Source organism: Halopelagius fulvigenes (genome assembly GCF_042662625.1).
GTDB classification, from domain to species: domain Archaea; phylum Halobacteriota; class Halobacteria; order Halobacteriales; family Haloferacaceae; genus Halopelagius; species Halopelagius fulvigenes.
Genome location: NZ_JBHSXH010000009.1, coordinates 501,989 through 520,778, shown reverse-complemented (window position 1 = coordinate 520,778; position 18,790 = coordinate 501,989). Strand labels below are relative to the sequence as shown.

Here is an 18,790-nt window from a genome sequence, read left to right as displayed (position 1 = left end):
GGTCTGCGTCTGCATTAATCGGTAATGCCGGGTTGATAAATAAGACTTGCGAATCGGCAGATGGCGTGGGTGCTTCACCCATGGTTTCATCACGCACGAAAGTCCCGCCGACGAGGGTGTGAAGCGCTCACAGCCCGGAGTACGATTCGCTAGGCTTTTAATCACGCTTCAGGTAGTGGGAGTACAGTCTAGACGTGACGATGAAGGGCTCGGTATGACACTCAGCGTACTCGTGCCGTCCTCCCTCGTCCGGGAAGCCGAGGACAAACGCGAGGCGACTCGCAAACTCGGTTACGTCGCCCGCGCGGCGACGGTGTTCCGGGCGGACAGGCTCGTCGTCTTCCCCGATACGGAGGGCGAACGACGCTGGGGGGGCGGGTTCGTCGAAACCGTGCTGCGGTACGCCGCCACGCCGCCGTACCTCCGAAAGGAGGTATGGGGGCGGCGCGACGAACTGGAGTACGTCGGTGTCTTACCACCCCTGCGCGTCGCGTCTACGACCGGCTCCGAATCAGACGATTCGGGGTCGTTACAACAGGGAATCGTGACCGAGGTCGGACCTGACGGTCGCGTTCGGGTCAATTGCGGAATGCAACACCCGGTCTCCCTCTACACCCCATCGGATATGGAGGTGCGAGAGGGGGAGCGCGTCGCCATCAGGATCTCTTCGCGAGAACCGGTCCGTGCGCGGATCGTCGACGAACCCCTCCCGGGTTTCGACGTGTCCCGCATGGACCTCGAAGAAGCGCTCGACCGCCCCGACGCGGGCGTCGCTATCGCGACGTCTCGCTTCGGGGAACCGCTAACGATCGGAAGACTGGCGGACCTCTCCGCCCGCATCGAGCGGGACGGAGCGACCGTCGTCTTCGGGTCGCCCGGTCGAGGGCTTCCGGAAATCCTCGGCGTCGACGCCGAGGAGGTGTCAGTCGAACCCTCCGACGGTCCGGGGTTCGACCTCTGGCTCAATACGATTCCGCGACAGGGCAGCCACGTGGTGCGAACCGAAGAAGCGATGTTCGCGTCGCTGGCTCCCCTGACTCTCACGGAGTGAAAACATGCCACAACCAAGCAGACCACGAAAGGGTTCGATGGGCTACAGCCCGCGCAAGCGTGTGGATTCCGAAATCCCGCGCATCCGCTCGTGGCCCGACGACGACGGGTCGCCGGGTCTCCAGGGCTTCGCCGGCTACAAAGCCGGTATGACCCAAGTGATGATGGTCAACGACGAGTCCAACTCCCCCCGCGAAGGGATGGAGGAGGCCGTTCCGGTGACCGTCGTCGAGACCCCACCCATGCGCGCGGTGGCCCTTCGAGCCTACGAACAGACGGCGTACGGAATGCAACCGGTGACCGAAGTGTGGGCGTCCGAGTTCGACGACGAACTCGACCGCGTCCTCGACCTCCCGAGCGAGGACTCCTTCGACGAAGACGCGGAGGAACTTCGCTCGGCCGTCGAGGACGGCGAAATCGACGACCTGCGTCTCATCGTCCACACGGTCCCCGGCCCGATGAAGAACGTCCCCAAGAAGAAGCCCGACGTCATGGAGAACCGCATCGGCGGTGGCTCCGTGCAGGAACGGCTGGACTTCGGTCTCGACCTCCTCGAAGAGGGAGGCGAGCACGCGATGTCCGACGTGTTCCGCGCGGGGGAGTACCTCGACGTCGCCGGCGTCACGAAGGGGAAGGGCACCCAGGGCCCCGTCAAGCGCTGGGGCGTCCAGAAGCGGAAGGGCAAGCACGCCCGTCAGGGGTGGCGGCGCCGCATCGGTAACCTCGGCCCGTGGAACCCCTCCCGCGTCCGCTCGACGGTCCCCCAGCAGGGGCAGACCGGCTACCACCAGCGGACGGAACTCAACAAGCGCCTCATCGACATCGGTGAGGGCGCGGACGCGTCCGTGGACGGCGGCTTCGTCAACTACGGCGAAGTCGACGGCCCGTACGCGCTCGTGAAGGGTTCGCTGCCGGGCCCGAACAAGCGCCTCCTGCGCTTCCGCCCGGCCGTCCGACCGAACGACCAACCGCGCCTCGACCCCGAGGTGCGCTACGTCTCCACGGCATCGAACCAGGGATAACCAATGAAGGCAACAATTCGCGACCTGAACGGCGACGAGGCGGGCACGCTCGACCTCCCCGAGGTCTTCGAGACGAACTACCGTCCGGACCTCATCAAGCGTGCAGTCATCGCCGCGCAGGCAAACCGAAAGCAGGCGTACGGCTCCGACCCCTACGCCGGGATGCGGACTCCCGCCGAGTCCATGGGTAGCGGTCGCGGCATGTCCCACGACCCGCGCCAGAACGGCGTCGCCCGACGCGTCCCGCACGCGGTCTCCGGCCGCAAGGCGCACCCGCCGAAGGCCGAGAAGGACCAGGGGAAGGACATCAACAAGAAGGAGCGGAAACTCGCCGTCCGGTCGGCGCTGGCCGCCACGGCGGACCCCGAACTCGTCTCCGAGCGAGGACACCGGTTCGACGACGACGTCGAACTCCCCCTCGTCGTCTCCGACGAGTTCGAGGACCTCGTGAAGACGAAGGAGGTCGTCTCCTTCCTCGAATCGATCGGCGTCTACGCGGACGTCGAACGCTCCGAGGACAACAAGAAGATCAAGGCCGGACAGGGCAAGGCCCGCGGTCGCAAGTACACGCGACCGAAGTCCATCCTGTTCGTCACCAGCGAGGAGCCCTCGAAGGCGGCTCGGAACCTCGCCGGCGTCGACGTGGCGACGGCGTCCGACGTCAACGCCGAGGACCTCGCGCCCGGCACGCACGCCGGTCGCCTGACGGTCTTCACCGAGAGCGCGATCGAGGAGGTGGCCGACCGATGAGCGTCATCCGCCACCCCCTCGTCACTGAGAAGGCGATGAACGAGATGGACTTCGACAACAAGCTCCAGTTCATCGTCGACCTCGACGCGGCGAAGCCGGAGATCGTCGAGGAGATCGAATCGCGCTACGACGTGTCCATCGAGAAGATCAACACGCAGGTGACTCCGAAGGGCACGAAGAAGGCAACCGTTCGTCTGAGCGACGACGACGACGCGCAGGAAGTCGCCTCGCGAATCGGAGTGTTCTAACAATGGGACGACGAATTCAAGGCCAACGTCGCGGACGCGGCACGCCCACGTTCCGGGCTCCGTCGCACCGCTACAAGGCCGAACTATCGCACAAGAAGTCTGAAGAGGAGGACACCGTCTCCGGTACCATCGTCGATATCGAACACGACCCGGCCCGCAGCGCACCCGTCGCGGCCGTCGAGTTCGACGACGGCGACCAGCGACTCGTCCTCGCGCCCGAGGGCATCGCTGTCGGCGACCAGATCCAAGTCGGCGTGTCCGCCGAAATCAAGCCCGGCAACACGCTGCCGCTGGCCGAGATTCCGGAAGGGGTCCCGGTCTGCAACGTCGAGAGCCAGGTCGGCGACGGCGGCAAGTTCGCCCGCGCCTCGGGTACGAGCGCGCAGCTTCTCACCCACGACCGCCACGTGGCGGTCGTGAAGCTGCCCTCGGGCGAGGTCAAGCGGCTGAACCCCGAGTGCCGCGCCACCATCGGCGTCGTCGCCGGTGGCGGCCGCACGGAGAAGCCGTTCGTGAAGGCCGGAAAGAAACACCACAAGATGAAGGCGCGCGGCATCAAGTGGCCGCGGGTTCGCGGCGTCGCCATGAACGCGGTCGATCACCCGTTCGGTGGCGGCGGCCGCCAGCACCCCGGCCGCCCGAAGTCCGTCTCGCGCAACGCACCGCCGGGCCGGAAGGTCGGCGACATCGCCTCCAAGCGCACCGGTCGCGGCGGCAAAGGAGGCAACTAAACCATGAGTTCGGAATACCGTACCGGCCGTGAAGGTGAGGAGTTCACCTACCGCGGCTACACGCTCGACGAGCTGCAGGAGATGGAGCTCGAAGAGGTAGTGGAACTGCTTCCCGCACGTCAGCGGCGAACCATCAAGCGAGGACTCTCGCGCCAACACGAGAAACTCCTCGAGGACGTCCGCGAAGCGGACCCTCAGGAGACGGCCGACTCTCCCCTCCGGACGCACCTCCGCGACATGCCCATCCTCCCGTCGTTCGTCGACAAGACGTTCGCGGTGTACAACGGGCAGTCGTTCGAGCGCGTCCGCATCGAGCCCGAGATGATCGGGCACTACCTGGGCGAGTTCCAGCTGACTCGTAACTCGGTCGAGCACGGACAGGCCGGTATCGGCGCGACCCGGTCCTCGAAGTTCGTGCCGCTCAAATAACCCATGGGAATCAACTACAGCGTCAAGGCCGACCCGGACACCTCCGCCAAGGGGATGCTCCGCGACCGGCCGATAAGCCTCAAGCACAGCAAGGCCATCTCGCGTGCCATCAAGGGCATGACCGTCGAGGAGGCCGAGGAGTACCTCGAGGCCGTCATCGACGGCGAGCGCTCCGTCCCGTTCAAGCAGCACAACACCGGTGTCGGACACCGCTCCGACATCGACGGCTGGGACGCCGGGCGCTACCCCGAGAAGGCCTCGAAGGCGTTCCTCGAACTCCTGCAGAACGTCGCGTCGAACGCCGACGAACAGGGCTTCGACGGACGCGCGATGGAGATCATGCACGTCGCGGCACACAAGGTGGGCGAACAGCAGGGTCGCAAGCCCCGCGCCTTCGGCCGGGCGGACCCGTTCAACACCACGCTCTGTGACGTCGAACTCATCATCGAGGAGGTCGAGGAATAATGGCTGACGAACACCAGTTCATCGAAGACGGACTCCAGCGGTCCCAGATAGACGAGTTCTTCGCGGACGAACTCGGCCGCGCCGGCTACGGCGGCATGGAGGTCGCGAAGACCCCGATGGGGACCCAGATCGTCCTCAAGGCCGAGAAGCCCGGTATGGTCATCGGCAAGGGCGGGAAGAACATCCGTAAGGTGACCAAGGAACTCGAGAACCGCTTCAACCTCGACGACCCGCAGATCGACGTTCAGGAGGTCGACGAACCCGACCTCAACGCGCGGATCGTCGCGGACCGCCTCGCCAACGCGCTCGAACGCGGCTGGTACTTCCGGAAGGCGGGCCACACGACCATCGACCGCATCATGGACGCCGGCGCACTCGGCGCCGAAATCGTCCTGTCCGGGAAGGTCACCGGCGCGCGCTCGCGCGTGGAGAAGTTCAACCGCGGCTACATCAAGCACAACGGCGAACCCGCCCAGGAGATCGTAGACGAGGGACAGGGCGTCGCCGTGATGAAGCTCGGCACCATCGGCGTCACGGTCAAGATCATCCCGCCGGGAGCGGTCCTCCCCGACGACTTCGAGATCGACGACGAGGCGGAGGTCGAACCGGTCGAACAGACCGCGGAGACCGAAGGCGTCGAGGAACTCCTCGAAGACGAACCCGAGGAGGTCCCCGAGGTCGAACAGGAAGACGTCGACGTCCCCGACGAGGACCCCTCGGAGGTCATCGACGAGGAGATCGTCGAGGAAGTCGTCGAGCAGACCGAGGAGGCTCCCGCCGAAGAGGAGTCCGCCGAGGCCGACGACGAAGCGGACGAGGAAGAGCTCGACGAGCTCGACGAAGACGTCGAAGAGGAAGCGGCGGACCTCGTCGCCGAGATGGAAGAGACGGACGAGGAAGACGCCGAGGCGGAAGCCGAGGCCGACGCCGACGAAGAGGAAACGGAGGAGTAATCCATGGCGATACTCTACCCCGAAGAGATTCGAGACATGACTCCCGCCGAACGCGAGGCGGAAGTCGAGGAGCTCGAAACGGAACTGCTGAACACGAAGGCCGTGCAGGCGGCCGGCGGCGCGCCGGAGAACCCCGGCCGCGTCAGCGAACTGAAGTCGACCATCGCGCGCATCAAGACGATTCAGCGCGAAGAGGGCGACTTCGACGACGAAGAGGAGTAACGAACCGATGGCACTGACACCCGAGACCCTCACGCGACACGAACTCAACGGCCTCCGCGTGGAGGTCGTAGACGCCGCGAACCCCGACTTGGTCGGGATAGCGGGGCGTATCGTCGTCGAGACGATGCGCACGCTGCACGTCGACACGGGCTCTCGGGTCAGTCAGGTGCCGAAGCAGGGCGCGACCCTGCGGTTCGAGATTCCGTCCGCGACAGACCCCGACACGGGGTCCGTGCGCACAGATGAAGCCGCCGACGCCGAGAAGGCGTCGGGGACCGCGTCCAAACTTCCCTCGGAAACTGCCGGCGGATTAGCCGGTCAGTCTGACGGTTGCCAGGGCGCGGCCTACGTTACGGTGGATGGCGCACGTCTGCTCTCACGACCCGCCTTGCGAACAGAGAAGGCAGGTGACACAACATGGCGATAGGACTGAACGTAGAAGAACCGGAGGAGGCTTGCTCCGACGCGAACTGTCCGTTCCACGGAACGCTTTCCGTGCGAGGACAGACGCTCGAGGGTACAGTCGCCTCCACTGACATGGAGAAAACCGTCGTTGTGGAGCGCGAATACGACGTTCGCGTCCCCAAGTACGACCGCTACATGAAGCGGCGTAGTCGCATTCCGGCCCACGCACCCCCGTGCATGGACCTCGCGGAAGGCGACACGGTACGTATCGCAGAAACCCGACCGCTTTCGAAGACCAAGGCTCACGTCGTGGTCGAGATCGTCGGAGGTGACGACTGATGGAAGCACTGAAGGCGGACGTCACGAAGGGCGTCGGCCGCGGTTCGCTCATCAACTGCGCCGACAACACCGGCGCACGCGAACTGAAGGTCATCAGCGTGGCCGGCTACTCGGGTACGAAGAATCGACAGCCCAAAGCGGGCATCGGTAACAAGGTCACCGTCTCGGTGACCAAGGGTACGCCGGAGATGCGTCGCCAAGTGCTCGAAGCCGTCATCATCCGCCAGCGGAAGTCCATCCGCCGGCCCGACGGCACGCGCGTGAAGTTCGAGGACAACGCCGCCGTCATCATCGACGAGATGGAGGAGCCTCGCGGGACCGAGATCAAGGGTCCCATCGCGCGCGAAGTTGCCGAGCGCTTCGGAAGCATCGCGTCCACAGCGACGATGATCGTATAGACTATGACGAGACAACCAAGCAAACAGCGAAAGCAGACGCAGAACGCGCCTCTGCACGAACGTCAGAAGCAGGTCCGCGCGACGCTGTCCGACGACCTCCGCGAGGAGTACGGACGGCGGAGCGTCCGCGTCAACGTCGGCGACACGGTAGAAGTGCTCCGCGGCGACCACGCCGGGACGGAAGCCGAAGTCGTCGACGTCGACCTCAAGGACGCGGTCGTGCACGTAGAAGACGTGACCGTCGCGAAGGCGGACGGCGAGGAAGTCCCCCGTCCGCTCGACTCGAGCAACCTTCGCGTCGTCGAACTGGACCTCGAAGACGAGCGTCGCGAGGCGCGTCTCAACGGAGAGGATAACGAATGACGCGACACCAGAAGCGACTGTCGGCCCCGAACTCGTGGCCGATCGAGCGCAAAGAGAACACGTTCACGGTCAAGGCCGGCGCCGGGCCGCACGGTGAGGACGGGGTCCCCCTCCTCATCCTGCTGCGCGACGTCCTCGGCTACGTGGACTCGAAGAAGGAAGCGCGCTACGCTCTCAACGAGGGCAACGTGCTCATCAACGGCGACACGGTCAGCGACGAACAGCGTCCCGTCGGGATGTTCGACATCGTCGCGTTCACCCAGCGGGAGGAGTACTTCCGCGTCTTCCCCGAGCAGGGTGGCCGTCTCGCGCTCACGCCCATCGACGCCGAATCGGCGGACAGCCGCCTCGGCAAGATCGTTCGGAAGCAGAACGTCAAGGGCGGCGCGACGCAGATCACGCTCCACGACGGCGCGAACATCCGTCTCGAAGACGCCGACGAGGCCGCCGAGTACAGCACCGGCGACTCCCTCGTCGTCGACAACGAGACGAAGGACGTCGTCGCGCACTTCCCCTACGAGGAGGGCGCACTCGTGACGGCCGTCGACGGCACCCACTCCGGGGAAGTCGGCACCGTCTCCGAGATAATCGTCACGCCCGGAAGCGGCGACAACGCCGTCACCGTCGAGACGGAGGACGGCGAGTTCGAGACGGTCGAACAGTACGTCGTCGTCATCGACGAGAACTTCACCGACGGAGGTGACGACGAATGAGCGAGTCCGCCGAGTTCCACGAGATGCGCAAGCCGCAGATCGAGAAGGTCGTCGTCCACATGGGCGTCGGCGAAGGCGGGCGCGAACTCGCCAACGCGGAGGACATCTTAGAGGAGATCACGGGCCAAGAGTCCGTGCAGACGCTCGCTTCGAGCGACGCGACGCCGTTCGGCGCGCGGCGCGGTGACCCCATCGGAACGAAGGTCACCCTCCGCGGCGACGCGGCGGTCGAGTTCCTCGAGACGGCGCTTCCCCTCGCGAACGTCCGACGGAAGATGTTCGACGAGACGGGGAACTTCAGCTTCGGCGTCGAGGAGCACACCGAGTTCCCCTCCCAGGAGTACGACCCGCAGATCGGTATCTACGGGCTGGACGTGACGGTCAACCTCGTCCGCCCCGGATACCGCGTGAAGAAGCGTGACAAGGTCACGCGCTCGATTCCGAACGCGCACCGGATGAGCGTCGAGGACGCCGTCGCGTTCGTCGAATCCGAATTCGACGTGGAGGTCACAGAATGAGCGAAAGCGAAACAGAACAGACGGGCGAGCACGCCGCACGGCGTACCGGCCAAGAGAAGGAGTGCCGACGCTGCGGCCGCAAGCAGGGCCTCGTCGGCAAGTACGACATCTTCCTCTGTCGCCAGTGCTTCCGCGAGGTCGCTCGCAGCATGGGATTCAAGAAGTACCGATAGACTATGGCAGGAAATGACCCACTCGCGAACGCGCTCGCAGGCGTGAACAACGCCGAGAGCGTCGGGCATCTGTCCCACACGGTACAGCCCGCCTCCAACGTAATCGGCTCCGTGCTCGAGGTCTTCTACGACCGCGGGTACGTCGACGGCTTCGAGTTCGTCGACGACGGGAAAGCCGGTACGTTCGAGGTCGAACTGAAAGGCGCGATCAACGAATGTGGCGCCGTCAAGCCCCGCTACTCCGCGGGCGCAGACGAGTTCGAGAAGTGGGAGAAGCGGTTCCTCCCCGCCCGCGACTACGGGACGCTCATCGTCACGACGAGCCACGGCGTCATGAGCCACTACGAGGCCCGCGAACAGGGCATCGGTGGCCAAGTAATCGCCTACGTCTACTGAGCCAATGAACAGAATCGAAATCGACATTCCGGACGACGTCTCGGCCGAGGTCAAGAACCTCGACCTCACCGTGGAAGGACCGAACGGTAGCGTCACGAAGACGCTTTGGTACCCCGACATCAGCGTCGATGTCGGAGACGGTACGGTCGTCATCGAGTCGGAGAACACCGACGCGAAGACGAACGCCACGGTTGGAACGTTCGAGAGCCACGTGACCAACATGCTCCACGGCGTCACCGAGGGGTGGGAGTACAAGATGGAAGTCTTCTACGCCCACTTCCCGATGCAGGTGAACGTGGAAGGGAGCGAGGTTGTCATCGAGAACTTCCTCGGCGAGAAGTCGCCGCGCCGCGCGAAGATTCGCGGCGCGACCGAAGTACAGGTCGACGGCGAAGAGATCACGCTGTCCGGCCCCTCGAAGGAGGACGTCGGGCAGACCGCCGCAGACATCGAACAGCTCACGCGCGTGAAGGACAAGGACACGCGCGTGTTCCAGGACGGTGTCTACATCACCGAGAAACCCCAGGTGGGTGGTGCCTAAATGTCCGCCGACGAAATTCAGGAACTCGAAGACATAAGCGGCGTCGGACCCTCGAAGGCCGAGGCGCTCCGCGAAGCCGGTTACGAGACGATAGAAGACGTGAAGGCTGCGAGTCAGTCGGAACTCGCCGACGTCGAGGGCGTCGGTAACGCCCTCGCGGCCCGCATCAAGGCCGACGTCGGCGGACTCGAAGTCCAAGAAGAGACCGAAGCCGAAGTCGAAGACGAAGGCGAGGAGGAGGCCGAAGCCGAAGAGGACGTCGAGACGGAACTCCGTCCCCGCGGCCACGCCGACAAGACGCCCGAACTCGACGACGAGAAGGCGGCCGCGCTCGCACAGAAGCACCGCGAGGGCAAGCCCGCCTTCCGGCGGCAGGACTACCACAAGAAGAAGCGAACGCCCGAATCGTGGCGGCGTCCCCGCGGCGGCCTCTCGAAGCAGCGCCGCGGCGTCAAGGGCAAGGGTCCGAAGGTTCAGGCGGGATTCCGCTCGCCGAAGGCCGCACGCGACCTGCACCCCTCCGGTTTCGAGGAGGTCCGCGTGCACAACGCGGACGACCTCGAAGGCGTCGACCCGGCCACGGAGGCCGTCCGCATCGCCTCCGCCGTCGGCGCTCGCAAGCGCGAGCGCATCGAGGAGGAGGCCGAGGAACGCGAGATTCGCGTCCTCAACCCCACCTACGTCGAAGTCGAGGTGAGCGAGGAATGACCGATCTGAAGGCACAGCGCCGGATGGCTGCCGACGTCCTCGACGTCGGTAAGAGCCGCATCTGGTTCGACCCGGAGGAACAGGCAGAGATAGCGGAGGCCATCACGCGCGAGGACATCCGCGAGCTCGTCGATCAAGGCACGATTCGCGTCGAAGACGCGAAAGGTAACTCCAAGGGTCGTGCCCGCGAGCGCGCGGCGAAGCGCGCCTACGGTCACCGCAAGGGCCCCGGCTCCCGCAAAGGGAAGTCCGGCGGCCGGAAGAACAGAAAAGACGAGTGGGTCAGTCGGATCCGCGCCCAGCGCCGTCGCCTGAAGGAGCTTCGGGACGACGGACCGCTGACGCCGACGCAGTACCGCACGCTGTACAACAAGGCGTCCGGCGGCGAGTTCGACAGCGTCGACCGACTCGAAGCGTACATTCGGAACAACTACGACGTGGAGATCTAACAATGGCGACAGGACCACGCTACAAGGTGCCGATGCGTCGCCGCCGCGAAGTTCGGACGGACTACCACCAGAGGTTGCGCCTGCTGAAATCGGGCAAGCCCCGCCTCGTTGCTCGCGTGAGCAACAAGCACGTCAGGGCGCAGCTGATCTCGCCCGGTCCGGACGGCGACACGACGCACGCGGCCGCGAGCTCCGAGGACCTCGAAGAGTACGGCTGGGAAGCCCCCACGGGCAACATTCCCAGCGCGTACCTCACGGGGTACCTCGCGGGCCTGCGCGCACGCGAAGCCGGTCTCGAGGAAGCGGTCCTCGACATCGGCCTCAACACGGCTACCCCCGGCAACAAGGTATTCGCAGTACAGGAAGGTGCAATCGACGCGGGGCTCGAAATCCCCCACAACGAAGCGGTTCTCGCCGACTGGTCGCGTAACCGCGGCGAGCACATCGCCGAGTACGCAGAACAGCTCGACGAACCGCTCTACGGCGGGGACTTCGACGCCACAGAACTGCCCGAGCACTTCGACGAGATGCTCGCGCGACTACAGGAGGACGAATGAGCCAACGTAACGACAACGGCTGGGAGCCGCGCACGCGGCTCGGCCGCATGGTACAGAACGGAGACGTCACGTCCATGGACCAAGCGCTCGAGACGGGACTTCCGCTCAAGGAGTCCGAAATCGTCGACCAGCTCCTCCCCGGACTGGACGACGAGGTGCTCGACATCAACATGGTCCAGCGCATGACCGACTCCGGTCGCCGCGTGAAGTTCCGCTGCGTCGTCGCGGTCGGTAACCGCGACGGCTACCTCGGCTACGCCGAGGCGCGAGACGACCAGGTCGGATCGGCCATCCAGAAGGCTATCGGCGTGGCGAAGCTGAACATGATCAAAGTGGACCGCGGTTCGGGGTCCTGGGAGGACTCCGCGGGCGGCGTGAACTCGCTCACGCGCAAGGCCACCGGTAAGGCCGGCTCCGTGACGGTCGAAATCATGCCCGCTCCGCAGGGCCTCGGCCTCGCGGCCGCCGAGACGGTCCGCAACATCCTCGAACTGGCCGGCGTGCAGGACGCCTGGACCCGTTCGAACGGAAACACCCGTACGACGGTCAACCTCGCGAAGGCGACGTACAACGCGCTGCAGAACGCGTCGCAGTCCCGGGTTCCCCGTCGTGCGCGAAAGGTTCAGCGGGAGGCGGACGAATAATGCAGGCGATCGTCCAACTCCGCGGCGACGTCAACATGAGCGACGCCGTCCGCGACACGCTGAAGATGCTGAACGTCCACAGCGTCAACCACTGTACGTTCGTTCCGGAGACGGAGACGTACCGCGGCATGATAACGAAGGTCAACGACTACGTCGCCCACGGTGAACCCACCGTGGACGCCGTCGAGACCGTGCTGCGAAAGCGCGCGGAGCCCGAGGAGGGCTCCGTCAACGTGGACGACGAGTGGATCTCCGAGAACACCGACTACGACGACCTCTCGGCGCTCGCGCAGGCGCTCGTCGACGAGGAGACGACGCTCCGCGAGCAGGGAATCTCGCCGGTGCTCCGGCTTCACCCCCCGCGCGGCGGCCACCGAGGCCAGAAGCACGTCACCAAGGAGGGCGGCCAACTCGGAAAGCATACCACAGAGCAGATAAACGAACTGCTGGAGGATATGCGATGACGTCCAAGAAACGACGCCAACGCGGGTCTCGCACCCACGGCGGCGGCACCCACAAGAACCGGCGCGGCGCCGGTCACCGTGGCGGCCGCGGCCGCGCGGGACGCGCCAAGCACGAGTTCCACAACTACGAACCGCTCGGAAAACACGGCTTCAAGCGCCCGGAAGACGCCCAAGACACCGTCGTCGAAGTGAAGGTCCAGAAGCTGGACGAGGACGCCGCCCTGCTGGCGGCCGACGGCGTCGCGGAGAAAGACGGCGACGCGTACCACATCGACGCCCGCGACGTGGCCGAGGACGGCTACGAGGCGGACGTGGTGAAAGTGCTCGGCGGCGGACAGGTCCGACAGGAGCTGCACGTCGTCGCCGACGCGTTCACCGCCGGTGCGGTCGAGCTGATCGAATCGGCCGACGGAAGCGCAGAGCTGTCCGAACGCGCCGAAGAAGCCGCCGAGGACGAAGTCGAAGAAGATAACAACACCGACGAGGAAGGCTCGGAAGAGTAACATGGGATGGAAGGAGGCCGCCGAACCGGTGCTGACGCGGATGCCCGCAGTCGTGCGTCCGGAGGGACACGTCCCGTTCCGCCGGAAGCTCGCGTGGACAGCTGGCATCCTCGTGATGTATTTTTTCCTCACGAACGTCACGCTATTCGGACTGGATACGACGTCATCGACCGACTTGTTCGGACAGTTCCGTAGTATACTCGCTGGACAGCAGGGATCGATACTGCAGTTAGGTATCGGTCCCATCGTCACGGCGAGCATCGTCCTGCAGCTGTTGGGTGGGGCCGACCTGCTAGGACTCGACACCGACGACCCCCGCGATCAAGTGCTCTATCAGGGGCTGCAGAAGCTGCTGGTCGTCGTGATGATCTGTCTGACCGGTCTGCCGATGGTGTTCGCGGGCGGATTCCTGCCCGCCGACCAGTCCGTCGCCCGGTCGCTGGGCATCGGCGTCGGGGGCGTGAAGACGCTCATCTTCGCTCAGATGTTCGTCGGCGGCGTCCTCATCCTGTTCATGGACGAAATCGTGAGCAAGTGGGGAGTCGGGTCCGGCGTCGGACTGTTCATCATCGCGGGCGTGAGCCAGCAGCTCGTCGCCGGGCTGTTCAGCTGGCAAGCGCTCGGCGGGAACTCCGGCCTCTTCCCGACGTGGATCGGCATCCTCACGGGTGCGACCGACATCGGGTCGCCGCTCTCGCCGGGCGGCCTGTCCGACATCTTCCTCGGACAGGGCCAACTGCTCGCGCTCATCACGACGGTGCTCATCTTCGCGATCGTCGTGTACGCCGAGAGCGTCCGCGTGGAGATACCCCTCTCGCACGCACGCGTGAAGGGTGCCCGCGGTCGCTTCCCGGTGAAGCTCATCTACGCGAGCGTCCTGCCGATGATCCTCGTCCGCGCGCTTCAGGCGAACATCCAGTTCCTGGGTCAGATCCTGCACAACTCGTGGGCCGGGATGCCGGCGTGGCTCGGTTCGTACAACGGCGGACAGGTCACCGGCGGCCTGTTCTACTACCTCGCTCCCATCCAATCGCGGGCCGACTGGATGTGGTTCCTCGGGTTCACCTCCGCGGACCCCGCCCAGATCATCGTCCGCGTGCTCATCGACCTGACGTTCATGATCGTCGGTGGCGCTATCTTCGCCATCTTCTGGGTCGAGACGACGGGGATGGGTCCGGAGTCGACCGCAAAGCAGATTCAGAACTCCGGGATGCAGATTCCGGGCTTCCGACGGAACCCGCAGGTCATCGAGAAGGTGATGGAGCGGTACATCCCGCAGGTGACCGTCATCGGCGGCGCGCTCGTCGGTCTGCTCGCGGTCATGGCGAACATGCTGGGCACCATCGGCCAAGTCTCCGGTACGGGACTGCTGCTTACGGTCTCCATCACGTACAAGCTGTACGAGGAGATCGCCGAGGAGCAACTCATGGAGATGCACCCGATGATGCGCCAGATGTTCGGAGATTAAACTCAATCTCCACTCAAAGCGGTGATTTTTGCGTTATTTAGCTTCGTAGCGACAGCGTCGTTCCAGCTAAAACTCGTGAAAATAAGCTGGCGTTCCAAAACACTGAACTGACACTTAGCTGAAGGAAGGTACTTCTCGGAGACTCAGCCATGTAGACATAGGATGGTCTCCGAATCCGCTCTCCTAACCGCAGCGGTCACTCTCCTCGCGACACTCACCGGTGCAGCAGTCAGCCTCTACAGTACCTACGAGCTCCACAACCGCCAACAAGAAGCCGAAGAACAACGCCTGCGACAGGCGCTCATCGCAGAAATCGACTCAATGGACATCGAAGCCCTGGATACATTCGCAGAGAAACTAAAAGACCTCGGCTCACAGGACGACCGTGAGAGTAACATCCTCGACGGAATGAAAGAGGGGATGAAAAGAGCGGGAGATGAAGATCATTTTGAGAGTCTCTCAGAAGAACAGAAGAAGGCTATCTCGTGGGGTGCCGGTATTCTTGCACTCCCATATGTTAACGAGTTAGACGAGCTTTCTAAGATAGACCTCTCCACCGATATTTACGATGCCAACCTTGACAAGATCGGGCTGTTAGATGTCTCCGATATTGGCGAGGTGATTACGTACTATAATGACGTTCACAAAGTCCAGCGGACTGTTGCGAGCGTTACGCAGGCATTTGAGGCTGGTGAGCGAGAGAGCGATATTGCGCAGTTTAGCGGGCGTTTGAAACGGCAGACAGACGGATTGTATTCCCAGAAGGAGGATGTATTAGAGATTCTGCGCGAACAGGGGAACGAAGAAGACGTTGAATCTGTAGGTACGAGCTATCCCCGAACACCATACGCTTGAGAATAGACACAACGGTACTGTTCTATTGCCTCGCCACCGAAACACCCCCTTACTGTGAGAACGGGGGACACGGTGGCCTTTTGTCCGCCCCTGTCTTCTGTCCGCTAAATGAATTGGGCTCCGATAGCGACGGCCGGGCCGGAGGACGAGCGGAGGGGTCTCTTCTCAGCGACGCACGCACATCGTCTCGATGACTGCGCCGGGACGCTATCGAGTTTCGAATGCGGCGGGGAGGAGGCTGGATGAGCAAGCACGCCCTCTCGAACGAACGGTCGGACGGGGCGGCGACCCTCGAGGTCGGCCTCGAAGCGTTCCAGTCCGGCCCGGAGTTCCACGGCCCCGTCGAGGAACCCGGCAGCCATCACTGCAACGGCCACTTCGCCCACGTCTACGAAACCCCCGAGGAGAAGTTCACCGCCGCGGTCCCGTTCGTCCGCCACGGACTCGACCGCGGGGAACGAATCCTGTACGTCATCGACGAGAGTACCGAGCGGGAGGTGAAAGCGGCCCTCCGCGAGGGCGGTATCGATGTCGACGCCGCCGTCGACTCCGGTGCCCTCTCGTTCCCCACCGTCGAGGAGACGTACCTCCGGAACGGCGCGTTCGACGTCGACGAGATGATAGAGTTCTACGCCGACACCGTCGACGAGGCCACCGAGGAGTACGCCGCCCTCCGAATCGTCGCCGAGATGACGTGGATTCCGGCCAGCGACACGTCCATCGAGCGGTTCATGGAGTACGAGCAGAAGATCAACGAGCTGTTCGCCGAGACGGAGTCGCTCGCGATCTGTCAGTACGACCGCGACCGCTTCTCGCCCGAGGCCATCCGGGACGTCGTCCGCTGCCACCCGCACCTCATCTACGACGGCGCGGCGTGTCACAACTTCTACTACACGCCGCCCGAGGAGTTCTTCGGCGAGGACGCCCTCTCTCGCGAGAACGACCGGATGCTCCGGACGCTTCGGGACCGAGCCGCCGCGAAGGCCGAGATACAGGAACGCGAGCGGTTCCTCCGGGAGTGCTACGAGATCACGGCCGACACCGTTCGCGGGTTCGAGAAGAAACTCCACGCGCTGTTCGAGTTGGGGTGCGAGCGGTTCGACATGGAACTCGGCGGACTGGCGAAGGTGGACTCGGACACCGACCTCTTCGAAGTCGAGGCGGTGAGCGGCGACCACGACCATCTCGTCCCCGGTGCGCGGGCGGACCTCTCGGAGACGTACTGCCGAATCGTGGCGGACGACGGCCACACCGACGCCGTGACCGACCCCGTCGGCGCCGGGTTCGGGGACAACCTCTGCTACCGAGAGTTCGGCGTGCAGTCGTACCTCGGCACCCACCTCGAGATGGACGGCGACGAGGACAGGACGTTCTGGTTCATCTCGACCGAACCCCGCGACGACCCCGTCTCCGACGCGGAGCGCACGTTCGTCCACCTCATGGGGCAGTGGGTGAAGTACGAACTCGAGCGCCAACGGCACGAGCGCGAACTCCGCGAGCGAACGGAGCACCTGAACGCGCTCATCGAGACGACGCCCGAGTGCATCAAGACCGTCGCCCCCGACGGTACCCTCCTCCAGATGAACCCCGCCGGAGTGGAGATGGTGGGGGCGGACTCGGCCGCGGACGTGAGCGGCAGATGCGTCTACGACCTGATAGCGCCCGAGTACCGCGAGCGATTCCGCGAGTTCAACGAACGGGTCTGCCGCGGCGAGAGCGGAACCTTGGAGTTCGACATCGTCGGCCTCGAAGGGACGCGCCGCCACATGGAAACCCACGCGGCGCCCCTCGAGCGACCAGACGGGACGACCGTCCAGGTGGCGGTTACGCACGACGTCACCGAACGAAAGCGGCGCGAAGCCGAACTCCGCCAGACGAAGAATCGGTTCGAGACGGTGTTCGAACAGAGCGACGACGCCATCCTCATCCTCGACCCCGACGCGGCCGAACTGGTGGACGCGAACGCCGCGGCCGCCTCGATGACCGGCTACGCGCGCGACGAACTCCTGTCGCTTCGCCCGTCCGACCTGCACCCCGACGAACTGGAATCGTTCGACGCGTTCCTCGACGAGGTGCGCCGAACCGGGTCGGCGTGGAGCGAGGACCTCCACTGTCGCCACAAGGACGGCCACGACATCCCGGCGGAGGTCACCGGGTCTACGATCACGCTCGACGGCCGCACCCTCGTGCTCGCGCTCGTTCGGAACATCGAAGAACGAAAGAAACACGAGCGGTATCAGCGGGAGTTGTACGATATCGTGGCCGACTCGCGGGCGTCGTTCGACGAGAAACTCGAACGCCTGCTCGAGTTAGGGCGCCAACGGGTCACCCTCGAAAACGGGTACCTCAACCGCATCGACGCCGACGCCCGCGAGTTCGAGGTCGTCGCGGCGGTCGGTCCGCACGACCGTATCGAGCCGGGCGTGGTGGACTCGTTGTCGGGCACCTACTGCGAGCGACACCTCTCGTCGACAGCGCCGCTCGCCGTCGCGGACGTGACCGAATCCGGGTTAGACGGACTCCGCGCTCACGAGGAGTACCAGTTGAAGGCGTACTTCGCGACGACCGTCGACCTCGGCGACGGCGGGTGCGGGACCCTGTGTTTCGCCAGCGAATCGCCGCGCGAGGGACGGTTCACCGACGCCGAACGGGCGTTCCTCGACCTCCTGGGCCAGTGCATCGGGTACGAATTCGAACGCCAACAGCACGAACGGGAGTTGAAGGAGACGATCGGCCGACTCCAGCAGTCGAACGAGCGACTGGAGCGGTTCGCGTACGCCGCCTCCCACGACCTGCAGGAACCGCTCCGGATGGTGACGAGCTACCTCCGACTGCTCGAACAGCGATACGAGGACGCCCTCGACGAGGACGGCGAGGAGTTCCTCGAATTCGCGGTGGACGGCGCCGACCGCATGCGCGAGATGATCGACGGCCTGCTGAAGTACTCGCGGGTCGAAACCGGCGGTGAGCCCCTCGAACCCGTCGAGTTGGACGGCGTCATCGAGGACGCCCTCAAGAACCTGCAGATCGGAATCGAGGAGACGGACGCCGAAATCGAGGTCGAAGAACTCCCCCGCGTGGAGGGCGACGCCGGTCAACTCCGGCAGGTCTTCCAAAACCTGTTGGACAACGCGCTCACGTACAGCGGGGACGAACCGCCGCGGGTCCGCGTCGGCGCGGAGCGACGAGGGCGGGAGTGGGTGATATCCGTCAGCGACGACGGCATCGGCATCGACTCCGACGACCACGAGAAGATATTCACCGTCTTCGACCGACTCCACAGTCGCGAGGAGTACGACGGGACGGGAATCGGGCTAGCGCTCTGTGAGCGCATCGTCGAACGGCACGACGGCGAGATATGGGTCGACTCGGAATCCGGCGAGGGGGCGACGTTCTCGTTCACCCTCTCCGCGACGGAGGAGTAAC

Annotated in this window: 27 protein-coding genes; all 27 read left to right on the top strand. The window is 64.6% G+C overall.

Annotation, left to right across the window (positions count from 1 at the left end; genetic code table 11):
* Positions 1-214: 214 nt before the first annotated feature.
* Positions 215-1,051 carry a putative RNA uridine N3 methyltransferase gene (locus tag ACFQEV_RS05090; protein WP_379693198.1) on the top strand — a complete coding sequence of 279 codons (837 nt, stop codon included), beginning with the start codon at positions 215-217 and terminating at the stop codon, positions 1,049-1,051.
* Between the two features lie 4 nt (positions 1,052-1,055).
* The gene (locus tag ACFQEV_RS05085; RefSeq protein WP_379693196.1) at positions 1,056-2,072 is read left to right on the top strand and encodes a 50S ribosomal protein L3; all 1,017 of its coding nucleotides are present in this window, start codon (positions 1,056-1,058) and stop codon (positions 2,070-2,072) included.
* 3 nt (positions 2,073-2,075) lie between these two features.
* Positions 2,076-2,822, top strand: coding sequence for a 50S ribosomal protein L4 (gene rpl4p / locus ACFQEV_RS05080; protein WP_379693194.1), 747 nt, complete (start codon positions 2,076-2,078; stop codon positions 2,820-2,822).
* A complete protein-coding gene (locus ACFQEV_RS05075) occupies positions 2,819-3,070 on the top strand; it encodes a 50S ribosomal protein L23 (protein ID WP_379693191.1) in 252 nt (83 codons plus the stop codon). The genes rpl4p and ACFQEV_RS05075 overlap by 4 nt, the downstream gene beginning before the upstream one ends.
* Positions 3,071-3,072: 2 nt before the next feature.
* A complete protein-coding gene (locus ACFQEV_RS05070; protein ID WP_379693189.1) occupies positions 3,073-3,801 on the top strand; it encodes a 50S ribosomal protein L2 in 729 nt (242 codons plus the stop codon).
* A 3-nt stretch (positions 3,802-3,804) separates the two neighbouring features.
* The gene (locus ACFQEV_RS05065; protein WP_379693187.1) at positions 3,805-4,230 is read left to right on the top strand and encodes a 30S ribosomal protein S19; all 426 of its coding nucleotides are present in this window, start codon (positions 3,805-3,807) and stop codon (positions 4,228-4,230) included.
* 3 nt (positions 4,231-4,233) lie between these two features.
* Complete coding sequence (locus ACFQEV_RS05060; RefSeq protein ID WP_092532673.1) at positions 4,234-4,695, top strand: 50S ribosomal protein L22; 462 nt, start codon at positions 4,234-4,236, stop codon at positions 4,693-4,695.
* Positions 4,695-5,648 carry a 30S ribosomal protein S3 gene (locus tag ACFQEV_RS05055; RefSeq protein ID WP_379693183.1) on the top strand — a complete coding sequence of 318 codons (954 nt, stop codon included), beginning with the start codon at positions 4,695-4,697 and terminating at the stop codon, positions 5,646-5,648. The genes ACFQEV_RS05060 and ACFQEV_RS05055 overlap by 1 nt, the downstream gene beginning before the upstream one ends.
* A 3-nt stretch (positions 5,649-5,651) precedes the next feature.
* A complete protein-coding gene (rpmC, locus tag ACFQEV_RS05050; protein WP_379693180.1) occupies positions 5,652-5,870 on the top strand; it encodes a 50S ribosomal protein L29 in 219 nt (72 codons plus the stop codon).
* A gap of 7 nt (positions 5,871-5,877) precedes the next feature.
* The gene (locus tag ACFQEV_RS05045; RefSeq protein WP_379693178.1) at positions 5,878-6,297 is read left to right on the top strand and encodes a ribonuclease P protein component 1; all 420 of its coding nucleotides are present in this window, start codon (positions 5,878-5,880) and stop codon (positions 6,295-6,297) included.
* Positions 6,288-6,614 (top strand): 30S ribosomal protein S17, encoded by a 327-nt coding sequence (locus ACFQEV_RS05040; RefSeq protein ID WP_379693176.1) that lies wholly within the window; start codon positions 6,288-6,290, stop codon positions 6,612-6,614. Before ACFQEV_RS05045 ends, ACFQEV_RS05040 begins: the two co-directional genes overlap by 10 nt.
* Positions 6,614-7,012, top strand: coding sequence for a 50S ribosomal protein L14 (locus ACFQEV_RS05035; RefSeq protein ID WP_092532658.1), 399 nt, complete (start codon positions 6,614-6,616; stop codon positions 7,010-7,012). Before ACFQEV_RS05040 ends, ACFQEV_RS05035 begins: the two co-directional genes overlap by 1 nt.
* Positions 7,013-7,015: 3 nt before the next feature.
* Positions 7,016-7,375: a 50S ribosomal protein L24 gene (gene rplX / locus ACFQEV_RS05030; protein WP_379693174.1), complete on the top strand. Its 360-nt coding sequence runs from the start codon at positions 7,016-7,018 to the stop codon at positions 7,373-7,375.
* Positions 7,372-8,088, top strand: a complete 717-nt coding sequence (locus ACFQEV_RS05025) for a 30S ribosomal protein S4e (RefSeq protein WP_379693172.1) — start codon at positions 7,372-7,374, stop codon at positions 8,086-8,088. Before rplX ends, ACFQEV_RS05025 begins: the two co-directional genes overlap by 4 nt.
* A complete protein-coding gene (locus tag ACFQEV_RS05020; protein ID WP_379693169.1) occupies positions 8,085-8,606 on the top strand; it encodes a 50S ribosomal protein L5 in 522 nt (173 codons plus the stop codon). Before ACFQEV_RS05025 ends, ACFQEV_RS05020 begins: the two co-directional genes overlap by 4 nt.
* Complete coding sequence (locus ACFQEV_RS05015) at positions 8,603-8,779, top strand: 30S ribosomal protein S14 (RefSeq protein WP_092532646.1); 177 nt, start codon at positions 8,603-8,605, stop codon at positions 8,777-8,779. Before ACFQEV_RS05020 ends, ACFQEV_RS05015 begins: the two co-directional genes overlap by 4 nt.
* 3 nt (positions 8,780-8,782) lie before the next feature.
* Positions 8,783-9,175 (top strand): 30S ribosomal protein S8, encoded by a 393-nt coding sequence (locus ACFQEV_RS05010; RefSeq protein WP_092532643.1) that lies wholly within the window; start codon positions 8,783-8,785, stop codon positions 9,173-9,175.
* Positions 9,176-9,179: 4 nt separating this feature from the next.
* Positions 9,180-9,716 carry a 50S ribosomal protein L6 gene (locus ACFQEV_RS05005; RefSeq protein WP_379693167.1) on the top strand — a complete coding sequence of 179 codons (537 nt, stop codon included), beginning with the start codon at positions 9,180-9,182 and terminating at the stop codon, positions 9,714-9,716.
* The gene (locus ACFQEV_RS05000) at positions 9,717-10,424 is read left to right on the top strand and encodes a 50S ribosomal protein L32e (protein WP_379693165.1); all 708 of its coding nucleotides are present in this window, start codon (positions 9,717-9,719) and stop codon (positions 10,422-10,424) included. It begins immediately after the preceding gene.
* The gene (locus ACFQEV_RS04995) at positions 10,421-10,873 is read left to right on the top strand and encodes a 50S ribosomal protein L19e (protein ID WP_379693163.1); all 453 of its coding nucleotides are present in this window, start codon (positions 10,421-10,423) and stop codon (positions 10,871-10,873) included. The genes ACFQEV_RS05000 and ACFQEV_RS04995 overlap by 4 nt, the downstream gene beginning before the upstream one ends.
* A gap of 2 nt (positions 10,874-10,875) precedes the next feature.
* The gene (locus ACFQEV_RS04990) at positions 10,876-11,430 is read left to right on the top strand and encodes a 50S ribosomal protein L18 (protein ID WP_379693160.1); all 555 of its coding nucleotides are present in this window, start codon (positions 10,876-10,878) and stop codon (positions 11,428-11,430) included.
* Positions 11,427-12,074: a 30S ribosomal protein S5 gene (locus ACFQEV_RS04985; RefSeq protein WP_379693159.1), complete on the top strand. Its 648-nt coding sequence runs from the start codon at positions 11,427-11,429 to the stop codon at positions 12,072-12,074. The genes ACFQEV_RS04990 and ACFQEV_RS04985 overlap by 4 nt, the downstream gene beginning before the upstream one ends.
* Positions 12,074-12,538, top strand: a complete 465-nt coding sequence (locus ACFQEV_RS04980) for a 50S ribosomal protein L30 (RefSeq protein WP_379693157.1) — start codon at positions 12,074-12,076, stop codon at positions 12,536-12,538. The genes ACFQEV_RS04985 and ACFQEV_RS04980 overlap by 1 nt, the downstream gene beginning before the upstream one ends.
* Complete coding sequence (locus tag ACFQEV_RS04975) at positions 12,535-13,041, top strand: uL15m family ribosomal protein (RefSeq protein WP_379693155.1); 507 nt, start codon at positions 12,535-12,537, stop codon at positions 13,039-13,041. The genes ACFQEV_RS04980 and ACFQEV_RS04975 overlap by 4 nt, the downstream gene beginning before the upstream one ends.
* Before the next feature lies 1 nt (position 13,042).
* Positions 13,043-14,509 (top strand): preprotein translocase subunit SecY, encoded by a 1,467-nt coding sequence (secY, locus tag ACFQEV_RS04970; RefSeq protein WP_379693152.1) that lies wholly within the window; start codon positions 13,043-13,045, stop codon positions 14,507-14,509.
* 162 nt (positions 14,510-14,671) lie between these two features.
* Entirely contained in the window at positions 14,672-15,364 is a 693-nt protein-coding gene (locus ACFQEV_RS04965; RefSeq protein ID WP_379693150.1) for a hypothetical protein, read from the top strand.
* Positions 15,365-15,606: 242 nt separating this feature from the next.
* On the top strand, positions 15,607-18,789 hold the full coding sequence (locus tag ACFQEV_RS04960; RefSeq protein ID WP_379693148.1) for an MEDS domain-containing protein: 3,183 nt from the start codon (positions 15,607-15,609) through the stop codon (positions 18,787-18,789).
* The last annotated feature ends 1 nt before the right edge of the window (position 18,790 follow it).

What these genes read in the sequence shown, in the direction of transcription:
- ACFQEV_RS04960 (WP_379693148.1), top strand. Translation starts at nt 15,607, where the DNA reads ATGAGCAAGCACGCCCTCTCGAACGAACGGTCGGACGGGGCGGCGACC.
- ACFQEV_RS05065 (WP_379693187.1), top strand. Translation starts at nt 3,805, where the DNA reads ATGAGTTCGGAATACCGTACCGGCCGTGAAGGTGAGGAGTTCACCTAC.
- ACFQEV_RS05040 (WP_379693176.1), top strand. Translation starts at nt 6,288, where the DNA reads ATGGCGATAGGACTGAACGTAGAAGAACCGGAGGAGGCTTGCTCCGAC.
- ACFQEV_RS05035 (WP_092532658.1), top strand. Translation starts at nt 6,614, where the DNA reads ATGGAAGCACTGAAGGCGGACGTCACGAAGGGCGTCGGCCGCGGTTCG.
- ACFQEV_RS05015 (WP_092532646.1), top strand. Translation starts at nt 8,603, where the DNA reads ATGAGCGAAAGCGAAACAGAACAGACGGGCGAGCACGCCGCACGGCGT.
- ACFQEV_RS05070 (WP_379693189.1), top strand. Translation starts at nt 3,073, where the DNA reads ATGGGACGACGAATTCAAGGCCAACGTCGCGGACGCGGCACGCCCACG.
- ACFQEV_RS04990 (WP_379693160.1), top strand. Translation starts at nt 10,876, where the DNA reads ATGGCGACAGGACCACGCTACAAGGTGCCGATGCGTCGCCGCCGCGAA.
- ACFQEV_RS05010 (WP_092532643.1), top strand. Translation starts at nt 8,783, where the DNA reads ATGGCAGGAAATGACCCACTCGCGAACGCGCTCGCAGGCGTGAACAAC.
- rpl4p (WP_379693194.1), top strand. Translation starts at nt 2,076, where the DNA reads ATGAAGGCAACAATTCGCGACCTGAACGGCGACGAGGCGGGCACGCTC.
- secY (WP_379693152.1), top strand. Translation starts at nt 13,043, where the DNA reads ATGGGATGGAAGGAGGCCGCCGAACCGGTGCTGACGCGGATGCCCGCA.
- ACFQEV_RS05085 (WP_379693196.1), top strand. Translation starts at nt 1,056, where the DNA reads ATGCCACAACCAAGCAGACCACGAAAGGGTTCGATGGGCTACAGCCCG.
- ACFQEV_RS05090 (WP_379693198.1), top strand. Translation starts at nt 215, where the DNA reads ATGACACTCAGCGTACTCGTGCCGTCCTCCCTCGTCCGGGAAGCCGAG.
- ACFQEV_RS05045 (WP_379693178.1), top strand. Translation starts at nt 5,878, where the DNA reads ATGGCACTGACACCCGAGACCCTCACGCGACACGAACTCAACGGCCTC.
- ACFQEV_RS05075 (WP_379693191.1), top strand. Translation starts at nt 2,819, where the DNA reads ATGAGCGTCATCCGCCACCCCCTCGTCACTGAGAAGGCGATGAACGAG.
- ACFQEV_RS04995 (WP_379693163.1), top strand. Translation starts at nt 10,421, where the DNA reads ATGACCGATCTGAAGGCACAGCGCCGGATGGCTGCCGACGTCCTCGAC.
- ACFQEV_RS05005 (WP_379693167.1), top strand. Translation starts at nt 9,180, where the DNA reads ATGAACAGAATCGAAATCGACATTCCGGACGACGTCTCGGCCGAGGTC.
- rpmC (WP_379693180.1), top strand. Translation starts at nt 5,652, where the DNA reads ATGGCGATACTCTACCCCGAAGAGATTCGAGACATGACTCCCGCCGAA.
- ACFQEV_RS04985 (WP_379693159.1), top strand. Translation starts at nt 11,427, where the DNA reads ATGAGCCAACGTAACGACAACGGCTGGGAGCCGCGCACGCGGCTCGGC.
- ACFQEV_RS04965 (WP_379693150.1), top strand. Translation starts at nt 14,672, where the DNA reads ATGGTCTCCGAATCCGCTCTCCTAACCGCAGCGGTCACTCTCCTCGCG.
- rplX (WP_379693174.1), top strand. Translation starts at nt 7,016, where the DNA reads ATGACGAGACAACCAAGCAAACAGCGAAAGCAGACGCAGAACGCGCCT.
- ACFQEV_RS04980 (WP_379693157.1), top strand. Translation starts at nt 12,074, where the DNA reads ATGCAGGCGATCGTCCAACTCCGCGGCGACGTCAACATGAGCGACGCC.
- ACFQEV_RS05000 (WP_379693165.1), top strand. Translation starts at nt 9,717, where the DNA reads ATGTCCGCCGACGAAATTCAGGAACTCGAAGACATAAGCGGCGTCGGA.
- ACFQEV_RS05025 (WP_379693172.1), top strand. Translation starts at nt 7,372, where the DNA reads ATGACGCGACACCAGAAGCGACTGTCGGCCCCGAACTCGTGGCCGATC.
- ACFQEV_RS05055 (WP_379693183.1), top strand. Translation starts at nt 4,695, where the DNA reads ATGGCTGACGAACACCAGTTCATCGAAGACGGACTCCAGCGGTCCCAG.
- ACFQEV_RS04975 (WP_379693155.1), top strand. Translation starts at nt 12,535, where the DNA reads ATGACGTCCAAGAAACGACGCCAACGCGGGTCTCGCACCCACGGCGGC.
- ACFQEV_RS05060 (WP_092532673.1), top strand. Translation starts at nt 4,234, where the DNA reads ATGGGAATCAACTACAGCGTCAAGGCCGACCCGGACACCTCCGCCAAG.
- ACFQEV_RS05020 (WP_379693169.1), top strand. Translation starts at nt 8,085, where the DNA reads ATGAGCGAGTCCGCCGAGTTCCACGAGATGCGCAAGCCGCAGATCGAG.